23 protein-coding genes and 2 tRNA genes are annotated in these 23,106 nt (G+C 68.1%); 13 read left to right on the top strand and 12 right to left on the bottom strand.

Annotated elements, in window-relative coordinates:
• The first annotated feature begins 78 nt into the window (after positions 1–78).
• Positions 79–918 (top strand): aldo/keto reductase, encoded by an 840-nt coding sequence (locus HUG10_RS00260; RefSeq protein ID WP_179167641.1) that lies wholly within the window; start codon positions 79–81, stop codon positions 916–918.
• A 154-nt stretch (positions 919–1,072) separates the two neighbouring features.
• A complete protein-coding gene (locus HUG10_RS00255; protein WP_179170948.1) occupies positions 1,073–1,786 on the top strand; it encodes a hypothetical protein in 714 nt (237 codons plus the stop codon).
• Positions 1,787–1,814: 28 nt separating this feature from the next.
• Here the strand turns inward: HUG10_RS00255 and HUG10_RS00250 are convergent, their stop codons facing one another.
• Positions 1,815–2,942 carry a DUF373 family protein gene (locus tag HUG10_RS00250; protein ID WP_179167640.1) on the bottom strand — a complete coding sequence of 376 codons (1,128 nt, stop codon included), beginning with the start codon at positions 2,940–2,942 and terminating at the stop codon, positions 1,815–1,817.
• An 84-nt stretch (positions 2,943–3,026) separates the two neighbouring features.
• Between HUG10_RS00250 and HUG10_RS00245 the strand changes: the two genes are divergently transcribed.
• Complete coding sequence (locus HUG10_RS00245) at positions 3,027–3,416, top strand: RidA family protein (protein ID WP_179167639.1); 390 nt, start codon at positions 3,027–3,029, stop codon at positions 3,414–3,416.
• 27 nt (positions 3,417–3,443) lie between these two features.
• Here the strand turns inward: HUG10_RS00245 and HUG10_RS00240 are convergent, their stop codons facing one another.
• The 5 genes from HUG10_RS00240 to HUG10_RS00220 all read right to left on the bottom strand — a co-directional run bounded on the left by HUG10_RS00240 (position 3,444) and on the right by HUG10_RS00220 (position 9,514).
• A complete protein-coding gene (locus HUG10_RS00240) occupies positions 3,444–4,445 on the bottom strand; it encodes a S49 family peptidase (RefSeq protein ID WP_179167638.1) in 1,002 nt (333 codons plus the stop codon).
• A gap of 136 nt (positions 4,446–4,581) precedes the next feature.
• Positions 4,582–5,505, bottom strand: coding sequence for a coiled-coil protein (locus HUG10_RS00235; RefSeq protein WP_179167637.1), 924 nt, complete (start codon positions 5,503–5,505; stop codon positions 4,582–4,584).
• A 248-nt stretch (positions 5,506–5,753) separates the two neighbouring features.
• Positions 5,754–6,509, bottom strand: a complete 756-nt coding sequence (locus HUG10_RS00230; protein WP_179167636.1) for a metallophosphoesterase — start codon at positions 6,507–6,509, stop codon at positions 5,754–5,756.
• Positions 6,510–8,252, bottom strand: coding sequence for a hypothetical protein (locus HUG10_RS00225; RefSeq protein WP_179167635.1), 1,743 nt, complete (start codon positions 8,250–8,252; stop codon positions 6,510–6,512). It abuts the gene before it with no gap.
• The gene (locus tag HUG10_RS00220; protein WP_179167634.1) at positions 8,249–9,514 is read right to left on the bottom strand and encodes a Single-stranded DNA binding protein; all 1,266 of its coding nucleotides are present in this window, start codon (positions 9,512–9,514) and stop codon (positions 8,249–8,251) included. Before HUG10_RS00220 ends, HUG10_RS00225 begins: the two co-directional genes overlap by 4 nt.
• A 212-nt stretch (positions 9,515–9,726) precedes the next feature.
• On the opposite strand from HUG10_RS00220, the gene HUG10_RS00215 reads away from it, so the two are divergent.
• The 3 genes from HUG10_RS00215 to HUG10_RS00205 are packed head-to-tail and all read left to right on the top strand — an operon-like array spanning position 9,727 to position 11,594.
• Positions 9,727–10,437, top strand: coding sequence for a DsbA family protein (locus HUG10_RS00215; RefSeq protein ID WP_179167633.1), 711 nt, complete (start codon positions 9,727–9,729; stop codon positions 10,435–10,437).
• Complete coding sequence (locus tag HUG10_RS00210; protein WP_179167632.1) at positions 10,434–11,102, top strand: hypothetical protein; 669 nt, start codon at positions 10,434–10,436, stop codon at positions 11,100–11,102. Before HUG10_RS00215 ends, HUG10_RS00210 begins: the two co-directional genes overlap by 4 nt.
• A 60-nt stretch (positions 11,103–11,162) precedes the next feature.
• On the top strand, positions 11,163–11,594 hold the full coding sequence (locus tag HUG10_RS00205; protein ID WP_179167631.1) for a DUF6653 family protein: 432 nt from the start codon (positions 11,163–11,165) through the stop codon (positions 11,592–11,594).
• Positions 11,595–11,618: 24 nt separating this feature from the next.
• Here HUG10_RS00205 and HUG10_RS00200 read toward each other — a convergent pair whose 3' ends face one another.
• Positions 11,619–12,569 carry an aminopeptidase gene (locus tag HUG10_RS00200; RefSeq protein ID WP_179167630.1) on the bottom strand — a complete coding sequence of 317 codons (951 nt, stop codon included), beginning with the start codon at positions 12,567–12,569 and terminating at the stop codon, positions 11,619–11,621.
• Positions 12,570–12,754: 185 nt separating this feature from the next.
• Here HUG10_RS00200 and HUG10_RS00195 point away from each other — a divergent pair, with 185 nt between their 5' ends.
• On the top strand, positions 12,755–13,828 hold the full coding sequence (locus HUG10_RS00195) for a type II glyceraldehyde-3-phosphate dehydrogenase (protein WP_179167629.1): 1,074 nt from the start codon (positions 12,755–12,757) through the stop codon (positions 13,826–13,828).
• A gap of 27 nt (positions 13,829–13,855) precedes the next feature.
• On the opposite strand, the gene HUG10_RS00190 is transcribed toward HUG10_RS00195, so the two are convergent.
• Entirely contained in the window at positions 13,856–14,344 is a 489-nt protein-coding gene (locus HUG10_RS00190) for a metallophosphoesterase (RefSeq protein WP_179167628.1), read from the bottom strand.
• A 152-nt stretch (positions 14,345–14,496) separates the two neighbouring features.
• Between HUG10_RS00190 and HUG10_RS00185 the strand changes: the two genes are divergently transcribed.
• Positions 14,497–15,288 (top strand): YihY/virulence factor BrkB family protein, encoded by a 792-nt coding sequence (locus HUG10_RS00185; protein ID WP_246310192.1) that lies wholly within the window; start codon positions 14,497–14,499, stop codon positions 15,286–15,288.
• Positions 15,289–15,334: 46 nt separating this feature from the next.
• On the opposite strand, the gene HUG10_RS00180 is transcribed toward HUG10_RS00185, so the two are convergent.
• The 3 genes from HUG10_RS00180 to HUG10_RS00170 form a co-directional block, all read right to left on the bottom strand.
• Positions 15,335–16,564, bottom strand: coding sequence for a phosphoglycerate kinase (locus HUG10_RS00180; RefSeq protein ID WP_179167627.1), 1,230 nt, complete (start codon positions 16,562–16,564; stop codon positions 15,335–15,337).
• Positions 16,565–16,815: 251 nt separating this feature from the next.
• Positions 16,816–18,777, bottom strand: coding sequence for an ABC transporter ATP-binding protein (locus tag HUG10_RS00175; RefSeq protein WP_179167626.1), 1,962 nt, complete (start codon positions 18,775–18,777; stop codon positions 16,816–16,818).
• Between the two features lie 67 nt (positions 18,778–18,844).
• Positions 18,845–19,333, bottom strand: a complete 489-nt coding sequence (locus tag HUG10_RS00170; RefSeq protein ID WP_179167625.1) for a DUF192 domain-containing protein — start codon at positions 19,331–19,333, stop codon at positions 18,845–18,847.
• 90 nt (positions 19,334–19,423) lie between these two features.
• On the opposite strand from HUG10_RS00170, the gene HUG10_RS00165 reads away from it, so the two are divergent.
• The 5 genes from HUG10_RS00165 to HUG10_RS00145 all read left to right on the top strand — a co-directional run bounded on the left by HUG10_RS00165 (position 19,424) and on the right by HUG10_RS00145 (position 22,373).
• Positions 19,424–19,496: transfer RNA gene (locus HUG10_RS00165), tRNA-Val, on the top strand.
• A 146-nt stretch (positions 19,497–19,642) separates the two neighbouring features.
• On the top strand, positions 19,643–20,404 hold the full coding sequence (locus HUG10_RS00160; RefSeq protein ID WP_179167624.1) for a NosD domain-containing protein: 762 nt from the start codon (positions 19,643–19,645) through the stop codon (positions 20,402–20,404).
• A 276-nt stretch (positions 20,405–20,680) separates the two neighbouring features.
• Positions 20,681–21,253: a hypothetical protein gene (locus HUG10_RS00155; protein WP_246310191.1), complete on the top strand. Its 573-nt coding sequence runs from the start codon at positions 20,681–20,683 to the stop codon at positions 21,251–21,253.
• A 51-nt stretch (positions 21,254–21,304) separates the two neighbouring features.
• A tRNA-Phe gene (locus HUG10_RS00150) sits at positions 21,305–21,378 on the top strand.
• Between the two features lie 281 nt (positions 21,379–21,659).
• On the top strand, positions 21,660–22,373 hold the full coding sequence (locus HUG10_RS00145) for a hypothetical protein (protein ID WP_179167623.1): 714 nt from the start codon (positions 21,660–21,662) through the stop codon (positions 22,371–22,373).
• Positions 22,374–22,618: 245 nt separating this feature from the next.
• Here the strand turns inward: HUG10_RS00145 and HUG10_RS00140 are convergent, their stop codons facing one another.
• Entirely contained in the window at positions 22,619–22,942 is a 324-nt protein-coding gene (locus HUG10_RS00140; RefSeq protein ID WP_179167622.1) for a DUF2892 domain-containing protein, read from the bottom strand.
• Positions 22,943–23,106: the final 164 nt, after the last annotated feature.

Here is a 23,106-nt window from a genome sequence, read left to right as displayed (position 1 = left end):
CCGACGCTACCACACCGCAAACCGGCAGAGGGGAGCCCTGTCACAACCCCTTTCCCCGTCACGACAGTAGGTTCGGTGATGACCGACCAGCAGTCGCTCTCCGCCGAGGAGGCACCGCGCGCGAACGACATGCCGATGCTGGGGCTCGGCACCTGGCAGAACGACGACCCGGAGGAGTGCCGGTCGAGCGTGGCGACGGCGCTGGACATGGGATATCGCCACATCGACACCGCACAGGTGTACCGCAACGAGGCCGCCGTCGGGGACGGCATCGCCGACGCCGACGTCGACCGCGAGGACGTGTTCCTCGCGACGAAGGTGTGGAAGGACAACCTCGCGCCCGAGGACGTCCACGAGACGACCCGCGGGAGCCTCGACGATCTGGGCGTCGACTCCGTCGACCTCCTGTACGTCCACTGGCCGGCCGGCGAGTACGAGGCGGAGGCCACGCTCGACGCGTTCGACGAACTGTACGACGAGGGGCTCGTCGACCGGATCGGCGTGTCGAACTTCCTGCCCGAGCAGATCGAGGAAGCGGCCGGACTCTCGGACGCGCCGATCTTCGCCAACCAGGTCGAGTGCCACCCGCTGCTCCAGCAGGACGAGATCCGCGAGACGTGTGCCGAGCACGACGTGGAGGTCGTCGCCTACTCGCCGCTCGCGCGCGGCGAGGTGTTCGACGTTCCCGAGATCCGGGAGGTCGCCGAGAAGCACGACGCCAGCCCCGCGCAGGTGAGCCTAGCGTGGCTGCGCGAGAAGGGCGTCACCGCCATCCCGAAGGCGACGGGGGAGGCGCACATCCGCGACAACTGGGAGTCGCTCGCGCTCGACCTCGACGACGAGGACGTCGCCGCCATCGACGACATCGATGGGTCGGACCGCCAGATCGACCCGGACTTCGGTCCGTGGAACCGGTGAGTCGACGGATCGTTCGGCCGACTGCAGTGCCGGATAGGTAGACGAGGTAACACGACCGACGACCGGTCCGAACCAAGTGGTCGGAAAGTCGTAACCTTCAATCGGCACCCCCGGCTCTACCCCTCCGATGGAACGACGCGCTTCGCCGGGACTGCTGGGCGCGCTCCGAATCGACATCGAGCGCCTACACGCGACGTGGATGGAACTGGTGTTCCCGCGACAGCTCGATCCGGGGCGCGTCGTCGGCAAGTGGCACCCGGAGACCGACCCGCAGAAGCTCGCGTACTACCTCTGGGCCGCGCTGGGCGCCCCACTCGTCGCGATCGGCTACCCCCTGTTGCTGGTCGGGTTCGCCGCCCGCTTCTACGCTAGCCGGGTCGACACAGCCGTGGCCCGCGTCGGCGTCGTCGGCGTGGTCCTCGCGTCCCTGCTCGTGTGGGGGTCGCTGACGGCTGCCACGTGGCTCAGCCAGATCTCCTTCAACGGCTTCGTCGCGGTCGCGGTCGCGAGCGTCGTCGCCACGGTGTCGGCCGCGCTCGCGGTGTTGTTCTCCAGGGTCGGCGGCCGGATCACGAGCATCGTGTTCGCGTACCCCGCCGCGATGACGGCCTTCTTCCTCCCGCCGGTCGTCGCCGCGCTCTACTCGCCGTCGCTCGCCGACGTGGTGTTCGCGAACAGCCAGACGTTCGCGATCTGGCTGCTCGACAACGTCCTCGCGGTCGGCGGCATCGACGAACTGCTCCGTTCGCGGTTCCAGCTTCAGGGCGTCGCGTACGTGCTGATGTGGTTCGCCATCGCCGTCCCGCTCGGCTGGCTGCTCGGCGTGCTCGTCGCGCTCGCGGACGTCGTCCGGCCGGCGTCCGAGTGAGAGGAGTCCCCTCCAGAGTCGGCGTCGACTACCTGTTCTCGCTGCCGCCGAACCCGTCGTCGATGACGTCGTCGAGGGCCTCGTCGGACATCGTCGCCGCGACGCGCACGCCGACGAGCGCGAGCAGGATTGCGGAGACGATGAACAGGGCGAGCCGTTCGGTCGGGGCCAGCGGCGCCCCGAGGACGTAGAGCGCCGGCCGGCCGGCCTCGCGTTCGAGGAACCAGCCCGTGAACCCCCGCACGACGAGCCCCAGCGCGACGACGCCGAACGGGAGGTTGAGGTACGGCGTCCGCACGCCCTCGTCGCGGATGAGCTCGTCGAGCAGGCGGCCGAACGAGGCGGTGAGCGCCGCGAGCGCGAGCCACGGGACGGCGCTGTAGGCGAACTCCATGACGGCGACGAACGTCACGCCGTCCGTCGGGGAGGCCTCCAGCAGGCCGAGGAACGCGCCGACGAGCGTCAGCCCGAGGCCGACGACGTAGGTGACGACCGACACCTGCCCCGAGTAGAGCGCCTCCCGCGCCCGGTCCGGGAGGCTCTCGACGAACGTGTCGATTCCGAGCCCGTAGTACAGCAGCATCGCGCCGAACAGCGAGGCGACGCCGGCGACGGCGACGGCGGTCGAGAACTGGTAGAGTAGCGCGGGGAGGATGAGCAGGCCGACGCCGACCGGGACGAGCACCGTCTCGCGGAGCTCCTCGTCGGCCAGGAACTGCTTGAGGAGGTAGTACGTCGACTCGATGTCGCGGGCCTGCCGGACGACCACGCGGTCGACCGAGTCGACGGTGAGTCGCGATTCGACGATGGGGACCGCGCGCTCGTCGGCGGCGCTGTCGATGACGACCACGGCCGAGTCGACGTCGTAGTTCGCGACGAGGTCGTCCACCTGGCGGGCGATCGCGCGGTCGGCCCGGACGGCCGAGTCGCCCGCGCCGGAGACGACCGCGACGACCGCCTCCTCGCCGCCGTCCTGGAGGTCGCGAGCGACGCGGAGCGATTCGAGCAGCGTATTGACGCCGACGTCCTCCGGGTCCGCCAGCCCGAGGTCAGTCACGAGCGAGCGGACCGCCTCCCAGCCGACGACCGGGGTCTCGACGCCGGCCTTCCGGCCGACGTCGTTCGATCGGTCCACGCAGAGGACCAGCGTCGTCACGGTCGTGCCGAGGGAGTCCCCGGTGAAAAACCCCTCACATGAGTACGACGGAGGGTTTTCCCCGCCCGGACGAGAGCCGCCAGCATGGCACGGAAACGGGTCTCTTCGGGCACCGAGTGGGAGTCGGCCGTCGGCTACTCGCGGGCGGTCCGGGTCGGCGACCGCGTCGAGGTCGCCGGCACCACCGCGACCGGCGACGACGGCGAGGTCGTCGGTCGGGGCGACGCTGCAGAGCAGACGAAGGTGGCCATCGGGAACGTCGAGACCGCGCTGGTGGAAGCCGGCAGCGGACTCGAAGACGTCGTCCGGACCCGGCTGTTCGTCACCGACGTCGACGACTGGGAGGCCGTCGGACGCGCCCACGGCGAGGCGTTCGGGGAGGTACGGCCGGCGACGACGCTGGTGGAGGTGTCGGCGCTGGTCGACCCGGCGATGCTCGTCGAGGTGGAGGCGGTGGCGGTCGTGGACGACTGATCGCGAGGGACCGGCGGTTCCGATCCGCTACAGTTCCAGCCCGCCGTCCTCGCCGGCGAGCACGGACGCCGCGCCGGCGCCGAGCGCGTAGGCGACGGAGGCCGCGCCGAAGCGGAACCGTTCGGTCAGCCCGCGCCGGGGTTCGAACTCCTCGCGGACCGGTTCGACGCCGATGAGTTCGCCGACCCGCTCCTCGGCGTCCTCGTCGGTGCCGAGCGCGGTCACGAGCCCCATGCTCGCGGCGTCCTCGCCGAGGAACACGCGCGCCTCGGTGTCCCGCACGGCGGTCTCGGTCAGGTCGAACGAGTCGGCCACGCGCTCGACGAAGTTGTCGTACCACGCGTCCGAGAGCCCTTGGAGGTACTCGCGCTCGCGGGGTTCCAGTTCCTTGAACGGGGCGCCGAGCGAGTCCTTGTAGTCGCCCGAGACGATGCGCTCGTAGGAGATGCCGTACCGGTCCGCGAGGTCGTCAAACCGCGTCTGGGAGAAGCGCACGCCGATGCTGCCGACGAGCGACGCGTCTCGCGCCCACAGTTCGTCACAGCCCGAGGCGATCCACATCCCGCCCGACGCGCAGAGGTCGGTCGTGTACGCGACGGTCGGCCCGTCGAACTCCATCGCCGCGAGGCGGATGTCGTCGCTCGGGACAACCTCACCCCCGGGCGTGTTGAGCTTCAGCATGAGCGCCTCGACGTTCGGGTCGTCATCGGCGCGCTCGATCTGCTCGACGATCTCGTCCGCGTCAGGGGTCGTCGGCGAGGAGGGGAGGGGCCTCCCGCCCCCGCTGTCTCGGGTGATCGGCCCGGCCACCTTGACCTCCGCGACGGTGTAGTCGGCGAACCGATGCGCGAGCACGCGGGACGCCAACCGAACCGCCAGCAGGACGAGTCCGACGGTGAGCAGGATGCCGAGCAGGTCGGTGATGTCGGCCGGAACGCGGTACAGGAGGACGTACCCGAGGATCGCAGCCAGGAGTGCGGCCGCCAGAATTCCGAGTATCCGGACGGCGTTTTGTGTCGAGTCTTCCATACTCGGGGCAGGAACGGCGGCGACGTAAAAGTGGGTGCGGGGGCCCGCGAACGAGAAACGGCCAGCCTGTCCACCCGAGAGAGCCACAGCTACCTGAGTGAATAGATACAGCGCAAAACGAAACTCGAACGCCGGCTTAGAGAAGCCCCGTCTTCTGGAGCTTCATCAGGTCCTCGGTGTCGAGAGTCTCGCCTTCCTTGAACTTCTGGTAGATCTCCTCGGCCTCCTCGCGTTCCTCCTCCATCTTCTCCTCGCGCTCGGCCTTGCGCTCCTGCTCCTCCTCCTTGTCCATCTCGCGCAGGCGCTTCTGGACGCTGACGAAGTCTTCGTGGTGGCGGTCGGCCGCCTCCTGGGCCTCGACGAACAGCTCGTGCATCTCGTCGGCCTCGTCGCGGATCTCGTCGGCCTCGCGGTAGGCCTCGATCATCTGGTTGTGGTGCTCCTGGGCCTCGTCCGCGAGTTCGGTCACCTTCTGGTGGTGGGTGGACGCCTCGCTGCGGACCTCCTCGGCCTCCTCGATGAGCTCCTCCAGGTCGCCGCTCTGCTCGACCTTGCCCTTCTTCTCCGCGAGCTGTTCGCGCTTCTCCTCGATCTTCTCGATGAGTTCGCGCTCGTCCTCGGTGGAGAGCACCTCGGTCTGCTGCTTGAACTCGAGGTCCTCGATCTCCTCCTTGAGCTCGTCGATGGACTTGCCCGAGCTGAGTTCGAGGTCCTGCTTTCGCTGCTCGACCTCGTCGAACAGCTCGTTGGCCTCGGCGTTCAGCTCGTTGCGTGACTCCTTGTGTTCTTGAACCTGCTCGTTCAGCTCGTCCCGCTTCTCGCGGTGTTCCTGGGCCTCGTCGACCTGTTCGCGCGTCTTGGCGTTCAGGTCGTCGCGCTTGGACGCGCGCTCGGAGGCCATCTGGTTGAGCTCGTTACGGCGGTCGCGGAGCTGACCTGCGAGTTTGATCAGTGCCCCTTTGGAGCCGTTTTCGAGCTTCTCGTCGTTGAGTTCGACGTTTCGCGATTCTTCGAGCTGGTCAAGTCCGTACTCTTCGAGAACTTCCTCTTTCGTTACCATGATTCGTTACCTCGACACCATACTGCTCCGGATGTGGCGATCGCTACGGGAAATCTGCGAGCGTTCGGATGTGTGTGAGAACCCCGTATCATTCAGCGTGCGGTGCCACGACGCCCCGGAGGCGTTCTGGTACTCATTGCTACAGGGCTGGCATACATAAACCCTCCGGTGAGTGAGGTGGATGAAAACGGCTAGCACACGCCGTGAAACCGTCGGAAACGTGTGATAACCGGTGACGTGATATTCGCTCAGACGGCGCGATACTCGCCGAGTCGCGTTCCGTCCAGCAGGTACACGTCACCCCGTTCCAGGCCGTTGGGAAGGAACGGCGAGAGGAAGGACTGGCCGGCCACGTTCACCCACGTTCCCCCGGACCGCTCGTTGAACGCCGGGAAGACGACGAGTTCGGGGTCGCCCCACTCGCCGACGTCGACCGCGTCCGCGAACGCCTCCCGCGCGAGCGGTCCGCGCAACCACGCCCGTTCGACACGGGCGCCGCCGACTTCGTCGGCCAGCTTGACCGACGGGTGTTCGTGCCCCATACAGACCACGTCGGCCGCGAGCACCTCCGGCGCGGGCCAGGTGTGCCCGTGGAGGATACCCACGTCGCCGAGGCGGGCCCCGTCCGCTGGCGTCACGTCGATGCGGTCGCCGAACGCCTCGGCGACGCCGGGGTCGTGGTTCCCGAGCGCGAGCGTCACCGGCACGCCGACGGCGTCGAGCAGGTCGCGGAGTTCCTCCCGCTCGGTGCGGCCCGTCTCGCCGATCCGATGCCCGAAGTCGCCGAGGACGACGAGCCGGTCGGCGCGGGTCTCGGCAAGCAGTCCACACAGCCGCTCGCGGCGCTCGTCCGCCGCGCTCGCCAGTTCCACGCCGCGCTCGTACCGCAGTCCAATCTCGATCCCCGCGTGGTAGTCCGCGACGAGGAGCCCCGTCTCGTCCCCGAGGTCCGCGGTCGCCGCGGGCGCGTCGGGCACCGGTTCGACGAGCGCGTCCGCGGCCATTCAGATGGACTTCAGCGTCCCCTCGCTGGGCTCGTAGCACTTGCCGCTCATCAGCGCGTCCTGAACGGCGTCGTCGGCCTCGTCCTCGGTCACGCCGAACCGCTCGGCCGCGGCCGAGACGACCGCGCCCCGGTCGGCACCGTCGCCCTCGTCGAGTTCCTCCATCAGGTCGACGACCGCGTCCTCGAGGTCGACGTCCTCCCCCGGCTCCTCGTCGGTGGAGCCGTCGGCCGCGTCCGCGGACGCGGGTTCGTCCGTCTTGGCCTCCTCGTCGACATCCCCCACCTCACCTCCGGGTTCGGCGGTCTCGGCGGCCTCGGCACTCCCCGTCCCCTCGGATTCGGAGGCCTCGTCGGCCTCCGGTTCCGGCGTCTCGATGCCGGCGTCGCCGGGTTCTGGCATCTCGCTGCCGGACGCGAACTCGACACCGTGCTCCTCCTCGACCTCGCGGCGTTCCTCGTCGGAGATCGCGTCCTCGAAGTCCTCGGGATCCGTGTCCTCGAAGTCCCCAAGCCCCTCCTCGTCGAAGTCGCCGAGTTCCCCGTCGGACTCGTCCGACTGTGGGGACGTGTCGTCCTCGGTCGAGGTCGACTCGGCCGAACCCGCGTCGTTCGACTCCGCCGAGACGGCGTCCACTTCGGCCTCCGTCGCGGCCGCGGCCGTCGAGCCGGCCGCCGCCGTCTCCGGTTCCGTCCCGGTCCCCTCTTCCACGTTCGCCGGCGAATCCGTCCCTGCGTCACCGTCCGTCTCGGCGGACGGTGCCGAGTCTGCGGTTCCCGCGGCGGGCGCCTCGGCCGATTCGGCCGAGGCGGTCGATTCGGCGCCGTCGTCCGACGCCTGCTCCGCCGTCGTCGAACCGGCGGACGCTGTCGTCTCTGCGTCGTCCTCGGAGGCGGACGCCGCCTCCTCGGAGTCCGAGGCGCCGGCGGCCGACTCGGTCGTCGGTTCGGCCGTCGTCGTCGGTTCCGCTGCCGGCTCGTCGGGGGCCGCAGCGAGGTCGAGCCCGTGGTCCGGGAGCGGACCGATCTCGGTCGGTCCGGACGCGTCGGGAGTGGTCTCCAGCGCGCGGACCTCCTCGCGCTCGTCGGCGACGACCTCCAGCGCGTCGACGGCGAGACGGCGGACCGCCTCGACGTAGGCGGGCGTCGTCCCGTAGTGGTCCAGCGCGCGGGGGATGCCGCTGGCGAGCGCCTCCGGTGCGCCCGCGGCGTCGAGCCGGGCGCGGAGCTCGTCGCCCCGTTCGTCGAGTTCCAGTGCGGCGGCGAGGATGGCCAGGCGATCGAGCGTCGCCTCCGCCGCGGAGACGGTCCAGCGGTCGCGCGTGTCGGCATCGACCTCGCTGATGCTTTCCGGGCGGACCGAGGTGTAGACGACGTCCGAGTCCTCCGGCTGGAACGTCCGGGCCTTGCCCGTGAGCGCGACGAACGCCGGGGGCGTGGTTCGGTCGAGGAAGGCGAGTTCGTCGGGCTGGTACTGCCCGGCGTAGGTGACGAACGCGCCGGTGGTGTCGACCACGCGGCCGCGGACCGTCTCCTCGTTCACCGACTCGACCTCCGTGAGCACGCCGACGGCGAACAGGCGGTTCACGCGCAGGCCCGTCGGCGTGACGACGTAGTTCGGGGCGCGCTCCTCGTCGCTCTCGGAGTACTCCAGCGAGGCGTCGTCGAACTCGGCGGCGAATAGCCGGTGAGCGACCTCGCGGGCGCCCGGCCCGGAGTCGTCGCCGTCGCCGTTCGAGCTCATTGGCTCACCTCTCGTAACACCGCAGTCGCACGCTCAGCGGGATCGTCCTCGCTGTCCTCGAACTCGTCCGCGTCCAGGTTCGCGCCGTACTCGTCGACGGAGAGGTGTCCGCGGACGCGGTACTCCCGGCCCACGAGCTTCCCGCGCACGTCCTCGGCGACGACCTCGCGGCTCATCGCCTCGCGGGCGGCCTCGAGGGCGTCCTCAAGGGTGCCGCCGTAGACGGCCTCCGTGATGTCGCGGTCGAGGATGGCGGTGACGGTGTCGGTCCCGTCGTCGAGGATGGCCTTCACGCGGAGGTCGTCCTCCGGGTCGACCTGGCCGTGGCTGCGGCACTGCCCGTTCTGGACGAGCCGGCCGCACTCGGGGCAGCGCTCGATGAGCCCCGAGCCGTCGCGGACCTCGAGCACGTTCCCGACGACCTCGACGTCGTACATCCCGCCGGAGCCGACCGCTTCGGCGATGGAGACGCGGGGCGCCTCGTCGGTCACCTCGACCGAGGCCTCGGAGACGGTCGTGAACTCGGTGAGGTTGATCGAGGGGACGCCGCGGAACTCCCGGACGTACACGTCCTCGATGCGGAGTTCCGCGCCCTCCTCGACCTCCGGCGTCGGGTCCCAGTCGGTGAACGGGAGCCGTGCGGTCTCGTCGCCCAGCACGCCGGAGAGGATGGTGGTCTCCCCGTCGCGACCGTCGATGACGCGCTCCTCGACCTCCATCACGCGGGCCTCGACGGTGAGGCCGCGGTCGCCGGCCTCGACGTCGACGAGGTCGCGCTCGCCGCCGATCACGTACTGGACCTCGAGGGGGTCGGACTCGAGCGCCACCGAGGACGACTCGCCCATGTTGAGTTCGGGTTCGCCGTCCCACTCGCGCACGCCGGCGTTGCCGACGGTGATCGTTTCGCCCTCCTCGAAGCCGAAGTCCTGCCAGGCGGTGTAGCTGATCGTCCCGGTTTCGTCGGCGAGTTCGCCCTCGCGGATGGTCGTGTCGTCACCCTGGTAGCGGATGCTGCGGGTGCCGACGGTCAGCACGCGCGCGGTGACGCTCACGTTGCCCGAGTCGGTGGTGATGTCCGCGATATCCATCGACGTAGGGGTCGCGTCGACGCCGCCGCCGCCGCTGTACTTCCGGCGGACCGACTGCTTGGCCTCGTCGATGGGGACGCTGTACTCCAGTAGGTTCTGCAAGTCCTGCTTGACCTCCTCTTTATCTTCGCCGAGAGCGGAGGCGAGCTCCTCGGCGTGTTTGTCGACGTCCATCGCTCGGGTCTAGTTCGGGACCACTGTTAAACTCTCCGTGCTGATTGGCGGACGTTGGGTGCTGAGTGGGGCCGATTGGCGGGTTCGACGGTGCCTCGCGACGGCGACGACCGCCCCGTAGATTCCCAGTGATCTCGACGGAACGTACCGCTCGTGCATGTCACGCGCCCGACCGGGAAAACGGCCTGTCATCCCGTCACGTTGTCAGTAGTATGACGAACAGGCGTCGAACGGTGCTCGCGGCGATCGGCGCGGGGGCGGCGCTCGCCGGCTGTCTCGGCGGCGTCCGCGGCGGGGACGGTGGCGATAGCCGTGCCGGAGGTGACGGGAACGGTGACGACGGCGGCGACGAGGACGCAGAGACGCTCGGCACGCACCCGGCGAGTCGAGGGCTCGACGACCAGCCCTCCCTCGGCGAGGCCGACGCCCCGGCCACCGTCGTCGCCTTCGAGGACCCGTCGTGCCCGACGTGCCGGAAGTTCGAGCGCGGAGCGGGCGCTCGACTCCGCGAGGGGCCGGTTGCCGACGGCCGTCTCCGCTTCGTGGTCCGCACCTACCCCATCATCTACCCCTGGGGCGAACCCGCGACGCAGGCACTGGAGGCGACGTACGCCCGCGACGCGGACGCCTTCTGGGGGCTGTTCGACCACTACTTCGCCCAGCAGGGTTCCTTCGACGGGGAGAACGTGCTTCCGCGGACCCGCGACTGGCTCGCGGACAACACCGACCTCGACGCGGACGAGGTCGTCGCCGACGCGAGGACGGAGGCGTACGACGACGCCGTGCAGGCCGACCTCGACGCCGGTGAGGCCGCCGGGGCGAACCGGACGCCGACGCTGTTCCTGTTCAGCGACGGGACGTACCGCACCCGCGCGTCCGGCAGCGTGAGCTACGAGACCGTCGCGTTGGCCCTCGAACTGTGAGCGTTCGGGGACGGCTCCCGCGGCTTCCGCGCTCGCGCCGGGACGCGAGGCTCGTCGGTCGGACCGTTCGGTTGGTACTCGGTGTCCCCCTATACGCCATCGTCGCCCTCGGCGCGGCGGCGCTCGCGCTCTCCGGATTCGTCCTCTCGCAGAACGTCGCGCTCGTCCGTGACACCGTGCTCGGCGGGGCGCTCCCGCTCGACGCGCGACTCACCATCCTGGTCGAACAGTACCCGTTCGTCGGCACGAGCTACGGCCCGCTGGCGGGTCTGTTACTCGGTCTCGTCGCCCTGCTCACCGGCGTCAACGTCGCCGTCGCGGCCTACCACGTTCGCGAACACGGGATCTCGCTCGGACGCGAGGGCGGGGACGTGAGCGATGTCGGTGATTCCGGTAGCGTGGGAGGGGCAGGCGGGGCCGGCGGGGCCGGCAGCGCCATCGGCGTCCTCCTGGGCGCGCTCGGTGCCGGCTGTGCCGCCTGCGGGTCCGCGGTGCTGGTCGGCCTGCTGTCGCTCGTCGGCGGGTCGGGGCTGCTCCTGTTGCTCCCGTTCGAGGGAGTCGAGTTCACCCTGTTCGCGCTGGTACCCCTCGGACTCTCGCTGTACTGGCTCGCGGAGGGCATGCGGGGCGGCGAGATACGCGGGTGTCCGGTCGATCTGGATTAACTGGCCAGACAGGACGCCAGCACACGAACGAATTTAGGGACGGTACCGCGTACGTCGGGCGTGTCCCTCGCCGCCCGCATCGCCGACTCGGACTGGTTCTGGGAGCGCCACGCGAACCCGCGGAGCGGCTGGTCGCGGTTCCTCGCGACGCCGCTGATCCTCTACGCGGCCTACGCACGCGACCGCCGCGCCCTCGCGCTGGCGCTCGGCTTCACGCTCGTGAACCCCGTGGCGTTCCCGCCCGTGGACCGCGACGACGACCTCGCCTGGATGACCCGCGTCGTCGACGCGGAGCGCGCGTGGCTCCGCGAGGAGTTCGACCCCGGCGCCTGGACCCGCCTCAACCTGCTGAACTCGATCGTGTTCGGGTACGCCCTGCTCTCCGCGTACCGGAGGCGACCGGCCAGGGCCGTACTCGCGGCCGCGGTCTCGATGGCGCTGAAGCTCGTTTTCGTGGGAGCACTCGCACGAAAACACGCGACCGAGTCCTGATCGAGTAGTTGGTCCGACGCTCCGTTACGGCCGAGGGAGTTCCACTTCCTCCCCGTCCGCTGTAACCGTCGGGTCCCGGACGATCCCGTCGAGGTGGAGCGGCGCCTCGGAATCGCCGCCGATGCCCGCGTCGTCGCCGATGGCGACGTGGACGGTGCCGGCCGCCTTCTCGTCGAGCAGGACCGAGCCGACGAGTTCCGTCACGCCGACGTTGGTTCCGATGCCGAGTTCGGCGAGGTTGTACGCGGCGTCGCCGACCTCCTCGGCCGCGGTCTCGACCTGTTCGCGGATCTCGTCGTCGGAGATCTCGGTGACGTACCCGTCCGCCACCTCGAAGGAGAGCTCCCGACCCTTCTCGAGCAGGCCGTGAGGCATCATCGTCCCGTCGACGACGTAGGTTCCGTCGGCGCTCTCGGGCGCGAGGAACACCTCGCCGGCGGGAAGGTTCGACATCCGGCCCGCGTCGTGGACCATCCCGGTGTCGGAGAGCCACTCGCGGTCCCCGCGGGTGAACGTGATGTCCGTCCCCTTCCCCGTCGTCACGCGGATCTTCTCGGCGGTCGCGACCTGTTCGAGCACGTCGTGGCAGTGTTGCTCGATGGCGGCGTAGTCGGCGTCGAGGCCGGCGAGCATGACCTCGCGCGTGATGCCCGGCATCGTCGCCACGCGGGCGCCGTGGTCGTTCGCCTCGCCGCGTGCACGGGTGTGGCTCAGGCTCTTCGTGGTCGGGGCGACGACGACGTCCGCGTCGCGCATCGCGGCCGCGACCGGTCCCGGCGGTTCGGCGCCGTGCTGGTCGCCCGGCGGGTAGCGGGCGACGACGCTGTCGTCGGTGACCTCGCTGCCGACCGCGTAGAGGGCCTCGCCGATCTCCTCGCGCTCGTCGTCGGTGACGACGAGGAAGGACTCGTCGCCCCCGAGGTTCATGCACTGGTGGACCGCGGTCTCGGCCGCGACCCGGAGTTCGTCGTCCATGTGGACGGGGTCGGCCGCCGGGCGTTAGGGTTTATCGGAGCGCGACTGGCGGTCAAACCGGCGACGATCCGCGGGAGGCATCGGAAAGTATCTATATCGGATTCGCCCGCCTTACTCGCTCTGTAGTTGTTTTCTCGGGGTTTCGTCCGTAACGATTAACCCTCGCGGCGGGCGTTGTTCGAGTGATGATTCAGGTGGGCGTCAACGGCTACGGCACCATCGGCAAACGCGTCGCCGACGCGGTAGCTGCCCAACCGGACATGGAACTCGCGGGGGTCGCGAAGACCCGACCGAACTACGAGGCCGAGACGGCCGTCCGGAAGGGGTATCCCCTGTACGCGGCGATCCCCGACCGCGCGGACCAGTTCCACGAGGCCGGCATCGACCTCACCGGCGAGGTCGAGGACATGGTGATGAAGGCCGACGTGGTCGTGGACACGACACCCTCCGGCATCGGCGCACAGAACCGCGAACTGTACGAACAGTACGACACGCCGGCGACGTTCCAGGGCGGCGAGGATCCCGACGTCGCGGACACGAGCTTCGTCGCGCGCGCCAACTACGACGGTGCCACCGACGAGGACGTCGACTACGTCCGCGTCGTCTCCTGCAACACGACGGGCCTCTCGCGCCTGCTCGCCCCGCTCCGCGAGTCCTACGGCGTCGAGAAGGCGCGCGTCACGCTCGTCCGACGCGGAGGGGACCCGGGACAGACGTCCCGCGGTCCGATCAACGACATCCTCCCCGACCCCGTCACCGTTCCCTCCCACCACGGCCCGGACGTGAACACCATCTTCCCCGACGTCGACATCGACACGCTCGGCGTGAAGGTCCCCGCGACCCTGATGCACCTCCACTCCGTGAACGTCACGCTCGACGCGGAGCCCTCGGCCACGGACGTCCGGAAGTTGCTCTCGGACGAGTCACGGCTGTTCCTCGTGCCCGAGGAGGCCGGCATCGACGGCACGGGCAAACTGAAGGAGTTCGCCCAGGACACCGGACGTCCGCGAGGCGACCTCTGGGAGAACTGCATCTGGGAGGAGTCCATCTCGACGGAGGGACGGGACCTCTACCTGTTCCAGTCGATCCACCAGGAGTCGGACGTCATCCCGGAGAACATCGACGCGATCCGCGCGCTGCTCGACCGCGACGACAAGCAGACGAGCATGGCGACGACCGACGAGACGCTCGGCGTCGGGCTGGAGTCGCTGTTCCACGGCGCTCGCCGGCGGGTCGTACCGCGGGAAGCGGACGACTAAACTTCGACCCGGTTCGCGGCTCGCTCCTCAACCCAGTTCTTCGAACTCCACGTCCCCGGTCCCCGTGTCGATCAGTATCCCCGCCGGTTCCTCCTCGTTCCCCGGAATCGGTACGCCGCCTGGGTTGAGATGGATCGTCCCGTCGCGTTCGTCGTGGACGCGCTCGTGGGTGTGCCCGCGCAGGACGTAGTCGTAGCTCCCGCACTCGACCAACGCGTCCACGATGGGCTCGCTCGTACCGTGGTAGACGGCGAACTCGTACCCGTCGAAGGTGAGTTCGCCCATCTCGCCGAGGTACGCGCCGAAGGAGCGAACGGTGTCGGCGAGCGCCCACTCGCCGTCGTTGTTGCCGCGGACGGCGTAGAACTCGAAATCCTCGTCGAACGGTGTGGCCGAGAACGGGGCGACGATATCGCCGCAGTGGACGACCGCGTCGGCTGTCCCGGAGAACAGGTCGACTGCGGCCTCGACGTACCGCTCGTTGTCGTGGGTGTCGGAGACGACGCCGATTCGCATGGGACGTCGTTCGCGCGGACGGCGTATCAAGCCTGTCCCGACCGGGACACAACCCCGTTCAGCTCGGTCGACGGTGCGTCGAACCGACCGGCGACGGCGACAACCCTCATGGACCCGGAACTCGATGTGCGCACCATGGCAGGTGAGACGACGTGAGCTTCGCCGACGACGCGCGCCGCGTGGTCGGAACGACTCGCGACCGGAACGTCCCGTTCATGGCGGCCAGTTTCGCCCACTACGCGCTCGCCTCGCTCGTACCCCTCCTGCTCGTCGCGCTCGCCGTCCTCTCGTATCTCGGGGCGGCGGAGGCGTTCGTCGCGGCGATCCGTTCGTACCTGTCGCCCAGCGGTGCCACGGTACTCGAACGGGCGCTGACCGGGGGGAGCGGCCGGGGCGTCGCCGGCGTCGCGGGGCTCCTCCTGGCACTCTGGAGCGGACTCAAGGTGTTCCGGGGCCTCTCGACCGCGTTCGCCGAGGTGTACGACACCAAGTCCGACCCGTCGCTCGTCCAGCAGCTCAAGGACGGCGTAGTGGTGTTCGGACTCGTCCTGCTCGCATTCGGCCTGCTGGCGGCGACCGGACTCGCGCTCACGTTCGGCTCGTTCCGGATCCCCTACCCGCGTCTCGTCGGGAACGTCCTCGCCGTGGTCGTCGTCGCGATCGCGTTCCTGCCGCTCTACTACGTGCTCCCCCCGGTCCCAGTCACCGTCCGACACGCGCTCCCGGGGACGGTGCTCGCGGCGGTCGGGGTCGTTCTGCTCCAGGTAGGGTTCACGTACTACGCCGGACAGGCGAGCCGATACGCGGCGTACGGTATCCTCGGTGCGATCCTGCTGTTCGTCCTGTTCCTCTACTTCGCGGGGATAATCCTCCTCGTCGGCGCGGTACTCAACGTGGTGCTCGAACGCCCCACGCCGCGTGCCACGATGGAGCGGCGGCGGTGACCCGCCGAACGGTAACGCCTCCGCCGTCAGTGCCGGCCGTGAGGAGTCAATCGTCGAACTCGCCGGCCGCGTTCCGCTCCAGTAGTTCGACCGCCGGCAACGGCTCTCCCGTCAGCGCGCGGATGTACGCACCGCCGGCGATGGAGACGTGCGAGAAGTCGGCCTCGTCCATGCCGTACATCTCGATCGCCCGGGACGTGTCGCCGCCGCCGACGACGGAGAAGCAGTCCGTCTCGGCGATGGCGCGCAGGACGCCAACGGTGCCGTCCTTGAAGCGCTCGTCCTCGAAGACGCCCAGCGCGCCCTTGACGAAGACTGCCTCGGAGTCACGGATGACCGACTCGTAGTCGGCTACCGTCTCGGAGCCGACGTCGAGGAAGGCGTGCTCCTTCTCCTCGATGTCCTCGACGGCGATCTCGGTGCGCTCGCCGTCGTCGCCCTCGAACGCGAGGTCCGAAGCGAGGTCGACCCGCTCGCCGCGCTCGTCCAGCACGTCGCGGATCGTGTCCTCGTTGGCGTCCCACTGCTCGTCGAACAGGTCGGTGTCCACGTCCCGGCCGACGGGGTACCCCGCGGCGCGGAGGAACAGTTCGCCGGCGACGCCGCCGAGGCAGAACGTGTCGACCGTCGCGTCGAGGGACTCCATCACGCCGATCACGTCGGTCGCCTTCGTCCCCCCGACGACCATCGTGACGTCGCCCTCGAACTCCCGGGAGGCGATCGCCGTGTTCGCCTCGTACTCGGTCTGCATCACACGCCCGGCGTAGCTCGGGAGGCGGAGCGGGAAGCCGACGAGCGAGGCGTGCTTGCGGTGAGCCGCGGAGAAGGCGTCGTTTACGTAGGCGTCGAACTCCGGCGCGAGCGTCTCGACGAAGTCGCTGTTCGCGTGCTCCTCGGGCTCCTTCTCCGGGAGTTCGTCGTCGGTCATCCGGGTGTTCTCGAGGAGGAGCACGTCGCCCGCGTCGAGTTCCCGGATGGTCTGGACCGCTTCCTCGCCGAAGGTGTCCGGGACGAAGTCCACGTCGACGCCGGCGTGCTCCGCCAGGATGTCCGCGTGTTGCTCCAGCGAGACGAAGGTATCCCTGCCCGGGCGGCCCTGGTGGGCGAGGAGCGCGACGCGGTGGCCGGCCTCGGCGAGTTCCGCGACGGTCGTCGCGTGTCGGTCGAAGCGGCGGTTGTCCTGCACTCGTCCGTCCTCGACGGGGGAGTTGAGGTCGAGGCGGACGAGGACGCGGCTGTCGGCGGGAAGGTCCTCCAGCGTGCGGAAGCCACTCATCGGGTGAACGAACGGCCGACCGAGACTTAGAAGGTGCGGAAGTCGAGGCGGCTGGCGGGTCCGGCGTCGCTCGGTGATGGCTGACAGGCGGCCGTGCTCGGGGCCGTTCCGGCGCACCGTCGGGCCGCACGACCGCATCCCGGCGCGCCGCCGATCTCAGCGCACGGGGACGGTGGTCCCGTCTTCGGATAAGAACCTTCAGCCGGAGAGGGGGGTCTGGGCGAATCGGGGGCGGGGAGGGGGTCGGCCGGTCAGTCGTCGTTCGCCTCGGCCTCGGTTCTGGACGCCCGGCGGGCGGCGCGGTCGATGAACTCCTGGGGGAGCTCGTCGATCTCGCCGGCCTGGACGCCCCAGAGGTGCGCGTAGAGCCCGTCCTCGTCGAGCAACTCCTCGTGCTCGCCGCGCTCTGCGACGCGGCCGTCCTCGAGGACGATGATCTGATCCGCGTCCCGGATGGTCGAGAGGCGGTGGGCGATGGCGAACGTCGTGCGGTCCGCGGTGAGCTGGTCGAGCGAGCGCTGGATGAGCATCTCAGTCTCCGTGTCCACGTCGGAGGTCGCCTCGTCGAGGATCAGGATCTCGGGATCCTTGAGCACGGCGCGCGCTATGGAGAGCCGCTGACGCTGGCCGCCCGAGAGCTTCACGCCGCGTTCGCCGATCTCCGTGTCGTAGCCCTCCGGGAGGTTCTGGATGAACTCGTGGGCCTCGGCCGCCTTCGCGGCCTCGACGACCGCCTCGTCGTCGGCATCGAACGTGCCGTAGGCGATGTTGTCCCGGACCGTGCCGTAGAACATGAACGTCTCCTGGCTGACGTAGCCGACCTGCCGGCGGAGGCTCGGGATGGTGACGTCCCGGAGGTCCTGGTCGTCGATGGTGATCGAGCCCTCGTTCACGTCGTACATCCTGAGCAGGAGCTTCAGGACGGTCGACTTGCCCGCGCCGGTGGGGCCGACGAGCGCGAGCGTCTCGCCGCCGCCGACCTCGAAGCTCACGTCCTCGATGATCGTCTCCTCCTCGTCGTAGCCGAAGGTGACGTCGTCGTACACGACCTCCCCGTCCCCGACGACCAGTTCGTCCGCCTCGGGGTCCTCAGCGATGCGAGAGGGTTCGTCCATCAACCCGAAGATGCGCGAGGAGGACGCGCGCGCCCGCTGGTACATGTTGATGATCTGCCCGAACTGGGCCATCGGCCAGATGAACCGCTGGGTGAGCGTGATGAAGATGACGAACTGGCCGAGTCCGAGCTCGCCCGAGAAGATCCACGGCGGCCCTGAGAACACCCAGAGGCCGCCGACGAAGAACGTGAGGATGAAGCCGATTCCCGCGATGATGCGGAGGCCGGGGAAGAACAGGATGCGCGTCTCGATGGCGTCCCAGTTCGCGTCGAAGTAGTCCATCGACACGTCGTCGACGCGGTCGGACTCGAAGCTCTCTGTGTTGAACGTCTTGATGACCTGGATGCCCCCGAGGTTGTTCTCCAGCCGGGAGTTCATGGCGCCGACCGACGAGCGCACGTCGGCGTACTTCGGCTGGATGGTCTCGATGAACTTCCAGGTGAAGAAGGCGATGAGCGGGACCGGAACGAGCGCGACCAGGGCGAGTTGCCAGTTGAGGGAAAAGAGGATGGCCGCGATGGCGAGCACCATCACCGCGAGCCGGAAGAAGGAGTTCATCCCGTCGTTGAGGAACCGCTCCAGGCGGTTCACGTCGTTCGAGAGGATGGACATCATCTCACCGGTCTGCTTGTCGGCGAAGAAGTCCATGTTCAGCCGCTGCATCTTGTTGTACGTGTCCACGCGGATGCTGTGCTGGATGTTCTGCGCGAAGGAGTTCCAGCCCCAGTTGCGCGACCAGTGGAAAGCGGCGCCGCCGAAGAAGCCGACGCAGATGAGCGCGATCGAGAAGTTGAACTGGCCCTGTCTACTGGCGGGGACGACGCCGGCGAGCATCGCCGGACTGACGGCCGGGAAGAGGGCGGCGACCGCCTCGGCGTACGAGACGTTCGCGTCGGGGTTGAACAGCGCGTCGATGGCGACGCCGAGCACGAGGGGAGGGAAGAGGTCGAGGACCCGCGCGAAGACGCTCGCGACGAACCCGACGAGGAACTGGTACCAGTTCTCGCGGCCGTACTCACGGAACAACCGCGGCATCGCGTTGTCCGTTCGCTCGCGGACGTCCTCGAAGGGATCGTCCTCCTCGGCGGGGTGACTCATTGGTCGATTCGGACGAAGCGGGCGCCCTAAAGGGTTCGCTTCGAATCGAAATGGGCCGACTCCGAGCTCAGTAGTCGCCGGCGATGACGACGCGGTCGCCCTCGTCCACGCCCGTCCGATTCGTGTAGCCGTACGGCACCTCGAGGACGTACTTCCCGGTCCCCCGGTACCGGGTGCGGTCGCCGCTCCCGTCGGCGGGGAGTCGGGCGTGGTGGATGCGGGTTATCGTGCCGTTCGCGGCGACGAAGACGATGTCGATGGGGAAGTCCATCTCGCGCATTACGTAGGCGTGTTTCCCGGTCCCGGAGTGGACGAACAGCATCCCCTCGTTCTCGTCGAGCGACTCGGTGTCGCTGAGGCCGACGTAACGCTTCGGGTAGGTGTCGGCAACGCTCACGTTCACGGTCGCTAGGTCCGTCCCGTCGGCGTCGTAGATCGCGACGGTAGTCCGGTCGTACTCGCCGGTGACCAGGAGGCCGGGCGCGAACGCGAGAACGCCGGCAAGTGCGAGCGCGAGGACGAGGAGTGCGAGGGGAACGATTCGACGGCGGTCCACACCGCGGCATCGCGTTCCGGGTGTGAAAGCGTGTCGTCGCGTGGGGAAAAGGACAAGCGTTATTCCACCCGACCCGATTCGTTCGGATACGGGCTCGTGGTCTAGTGGTTATGACGCTTCCCTTACAAGGAAGAGATCGGTGGTTCGACTCCGCCCGAGCCCACTTTTCGGCGACACACCGACGGCGAGCGAAGCGAGCCGTCCGTGTCGCCGAAATGGCGTACGCGGAGTCGAACCAGGGAGCACGCAGCGCCGAGCGGTAGCGAGGCGAACGTGCGACCGTGGTTCGGCGATCGGTGTGGGGGGGGAATGAACCGATCCGAGATCAGTGACAACGTCGTTCAGAGGACGAGATACGGGATCAGCCTCGGAAGCGGATCATCCGGGAACGTCATCTCGAACAATACGGTCGAGGATGTCGACCGGGCCATCTCTGTAAGCGGAAGCAACAACACCCTGGTCGGGAACAGTGCACTGGGTGATGACCGCGGAATCGTCGTTCGCGGCTCGAACCACACGGTCGCGAACAACGATGCAAGTGCGTTATGGTGGGCTGTCAGCGTATACGGAGTCAACCACACGTTCCGGAACAACGAATTCAGCGGCGGCGAGATCCAGGACGGGGAGGGCGGTTCGATTCAACTCCGCGGGTCGGGCCACGTGATCGAGAACAACTCGTTGACCGGCTACTACGGTGTGTACGTCGAGAGCGCGGCCGGGCCGATCTCCCTGCAGCACAATAGACTGTCCGCGGTCAGGCAAGTAGAGGTCGAGGAGACGAAGCTCTGTCCCGACCCCGGCGTGGTGATCACCGCCCACGAGAACGTGTTCGAACTCGCGTTCGAACCGTACAGTGAGTGGCGGTACGGGATCATCAACCACGACGACGATATGGTGAACGCGACGAACAACTACTGGGGTGCAAGCGACGGCCCCTCCAGTCACGACGGGGAGAACGTGACCGATCCCGTGACGGGTGAACCCGCGAACGGAAGCGGGATGCCCGTCTCCGAGGGCGTCCACTTCGACCCCCACCTGGAGCAGCCGCCGGCCAACGAGACCGACTCGTAGTCGGCCCGTGATTCGGTAGCGGACACGGTTTCCGACCTCGGCTCACACGGGCCGAGTCGGAAGCCGGTCATTGTTTTCTTCGACGGCGTAACTCGCGGTGCACCACCTCGGGAACGGATCGTCACAGTCGAATCCGTTCGACGTGGTACCGCCCTGCTGCTGCCGGGCGATTCGCCGACCGAGAAGAGTCAACGAACGAGTAATCAGACCTTTTTGCGACGGATACATACCACGTGGTAATGACGAGAACGGGAACGTCGACGAGGGGGAAGTAGAGTGGAAACCGGAAAAGCAGCAGCGATCGGCGTGGTGGCGCTGTTCCTGGTCGTCGGGACCGCCGGGGCGTTCGTCGCCGGCGTCGGCCCGTTCGACACGGGTGAGGAGGACATCGGCGAGTTCCCCACGCAGACGCCGACCGCGAGCGGGAGCTCCGGGGGCGGCGGCGGCGATTCCGGCGGTTCGGGTGACTCCGGAGGCTCCGGCGACGACGCGGGGCAGGACCTCCCGCCGTACTACTTCTCGGTGACGGAGACGGAGAAGTGCGGACAGACGTGCCGCGACGTCACGGTCGAGCTGACGAACAACCGGGACCGGAGTGCCAGCAACGTCAACGTCTACGTCCGGATCTTCGCCGGCAACGAGACTCAGTCGAAGGACCCCGTCTGGCAGGGCAAGGAGGAGGTCGGGGGGATGGACGCCGGCGAGACCACGACTGCGACCAAGCGCGTGAAGCTGAGCTACTCGGAGGGGTTCAAGGTCCGCCAGAACGACGGCTGGATCACGATCCAGACGACCGTGCGGTCCGAGGACGTGACCCGCACGTTCACCGAGCGGCGCGACGTCCTCTGACGGGACCCGTTTCGAAACCCTTTTTCCGGTGCCCGCAGTCGATTCGGATGAGCCGCCTTAGCTCAGACTGGGAGAGCACTCGACTGAAGATCGAGCTGTCCCCCGTTCAAATCGGGGAGGCGGCATCCTTCTGATTCCGGCACTGCGAACGAGGGAGCGGAGCGACCTAGTGGGCCGCCGGAATCGGTCGATGGCCTCCCGAGCCGATTTGAAAAGACGAGTCACAGCGGCTAAGCGCATACGGAAGTCGGTCCCCTCGCGGGCATCGAGTTGGAATTCGAACGCTTAGGGCGCAGGGTTTTCCCTGTCTCTAGCGTAGGGATATCGATCCCCGCCCATGAGCGCTACCCCTACCCGTTCCGAACCTGACCGGCTCACGGAGCGAATCGAAGCGGAGATAGACCGCGTGAAATCGACGTTCAACGAGGACGAGTCCGGTGCCTCGTTGGCGGGACCGGTGAAGGAGCTGTTCGACGTACTCGTATCGACCGATGCGCTCCTCGAAACGATCGATCTCGACGAGTTGCCGGACGTCGTCGAAGTGGGTGAGCTTCCGAATCTCGTAGATCTCGATCGCCTCTCGGAGGCCGTCAGGGAACGCAACCCCGACCTGGCCTTCGACCTGAGTCACCTGGAGAGGGTCGTCCACGTTCGGGAGCTGTGGAACGCGGTCGACTTGCTCGAATTCGAGAGAGCGAGGCGACGGTTGGAGGAGGAACTCGAAGACCTGCCCGGAGGAGGCGCCCTCGATGGCGTCAGTGGCGACTCGAAAGCGGTTTCGGACGCCAGGGAGTTCGTCTCGTCGCTCCTTCCCGAAGCAAAAAACGCGGTGGCAGAACAGGAGGCCCAGGCGAAGTCGAAGAACGTTCGAGCAGCGGTGATAGAACAACACGCGGCGTCCGAGCGGCTTTACGAGTCGAACAAAACACGGGTCAGGAGCGCTAACAGGCAGTCGGCCGTTCGAGATCCAACGAAGGTTTCGTCGCTTCCGTCGGGGCCGCTTCCGAACAGCGTCTCGACCCGGTTATCGACCGTTCCATCGAAGGTTCCGTACTCGAAGGCCGACGCACTGCCCCGGATCTACGGCCATCGGTGGCGAAAAGCTGAATCCGACAGGTGACGTCGAATCCGACCTCCACAGCGCGGGTGAGGCGTCCGCTCGCGAACGTCGGAGAGCGGACCGATGGACGCGACGCCGGCGGATTTCGGATCGCCGAGTGAGCGTGGGATGGGAGCGAGGATCGTTTTCGGGAGGCGGGGTAGTACCGCCGACCACGACGCGAACGTCCCCGATCAACCCTCGTCGGCGAATCCGGTTCTACGACCGCGAGTCGAACCGCCAAAGATGCGTGCCCTCACACGCCCTCATTCGGCGGATTCCCGGCAGGCGTCGTGGACGGTCTTACCGTTCTCGTTCGGACCGCGTGCCTGTCCCGGGACGATGGGTTCACCGCAGATCGCACAGCGGAGTCCGGCGTCCTCGTCGGTCGTGCCGATACCGATGGTCTCCGCCAGGTCTTCCGACTGGGACGTCGCGGTGTATCCGAGTACAGCAGCCCCCGCACCAGCGAGCAGCCCGTTCAATCGCCTCCCCTTCCGGAGCGAGCGGATCGCGACGCCCGTCAGGCCGGCAGCGAGGAGTGTGCGAACGAGTCGCTTCCGATCACCGACAGTTTCCTTCAGGTCCATGGAGACGAATCGGACCGTGGCCCCTTGTAAGTCATCGCCGACGAGCGAGGATGGGGCGCGAGGGCTTTGTGCTCCAATCACCCTAATTCGACGCTGTATACCAGCGATTCGGCTGTTCTTCCCGGTCGAACGCTGGATCGACCCCCTCTCGTTTCGACCACACG

Source organism: Halorarum halophilum (assembly GCF_013401515.1).
Lineage (GTDB): Archaea > Halobacteriota > Halobacteria > Halobacteriales > Haloferacaceae > Halorarum > Halorarum halophilum.
This window is presented reverse-complemented; position numbering and strand designations above follow the sequence as displayed.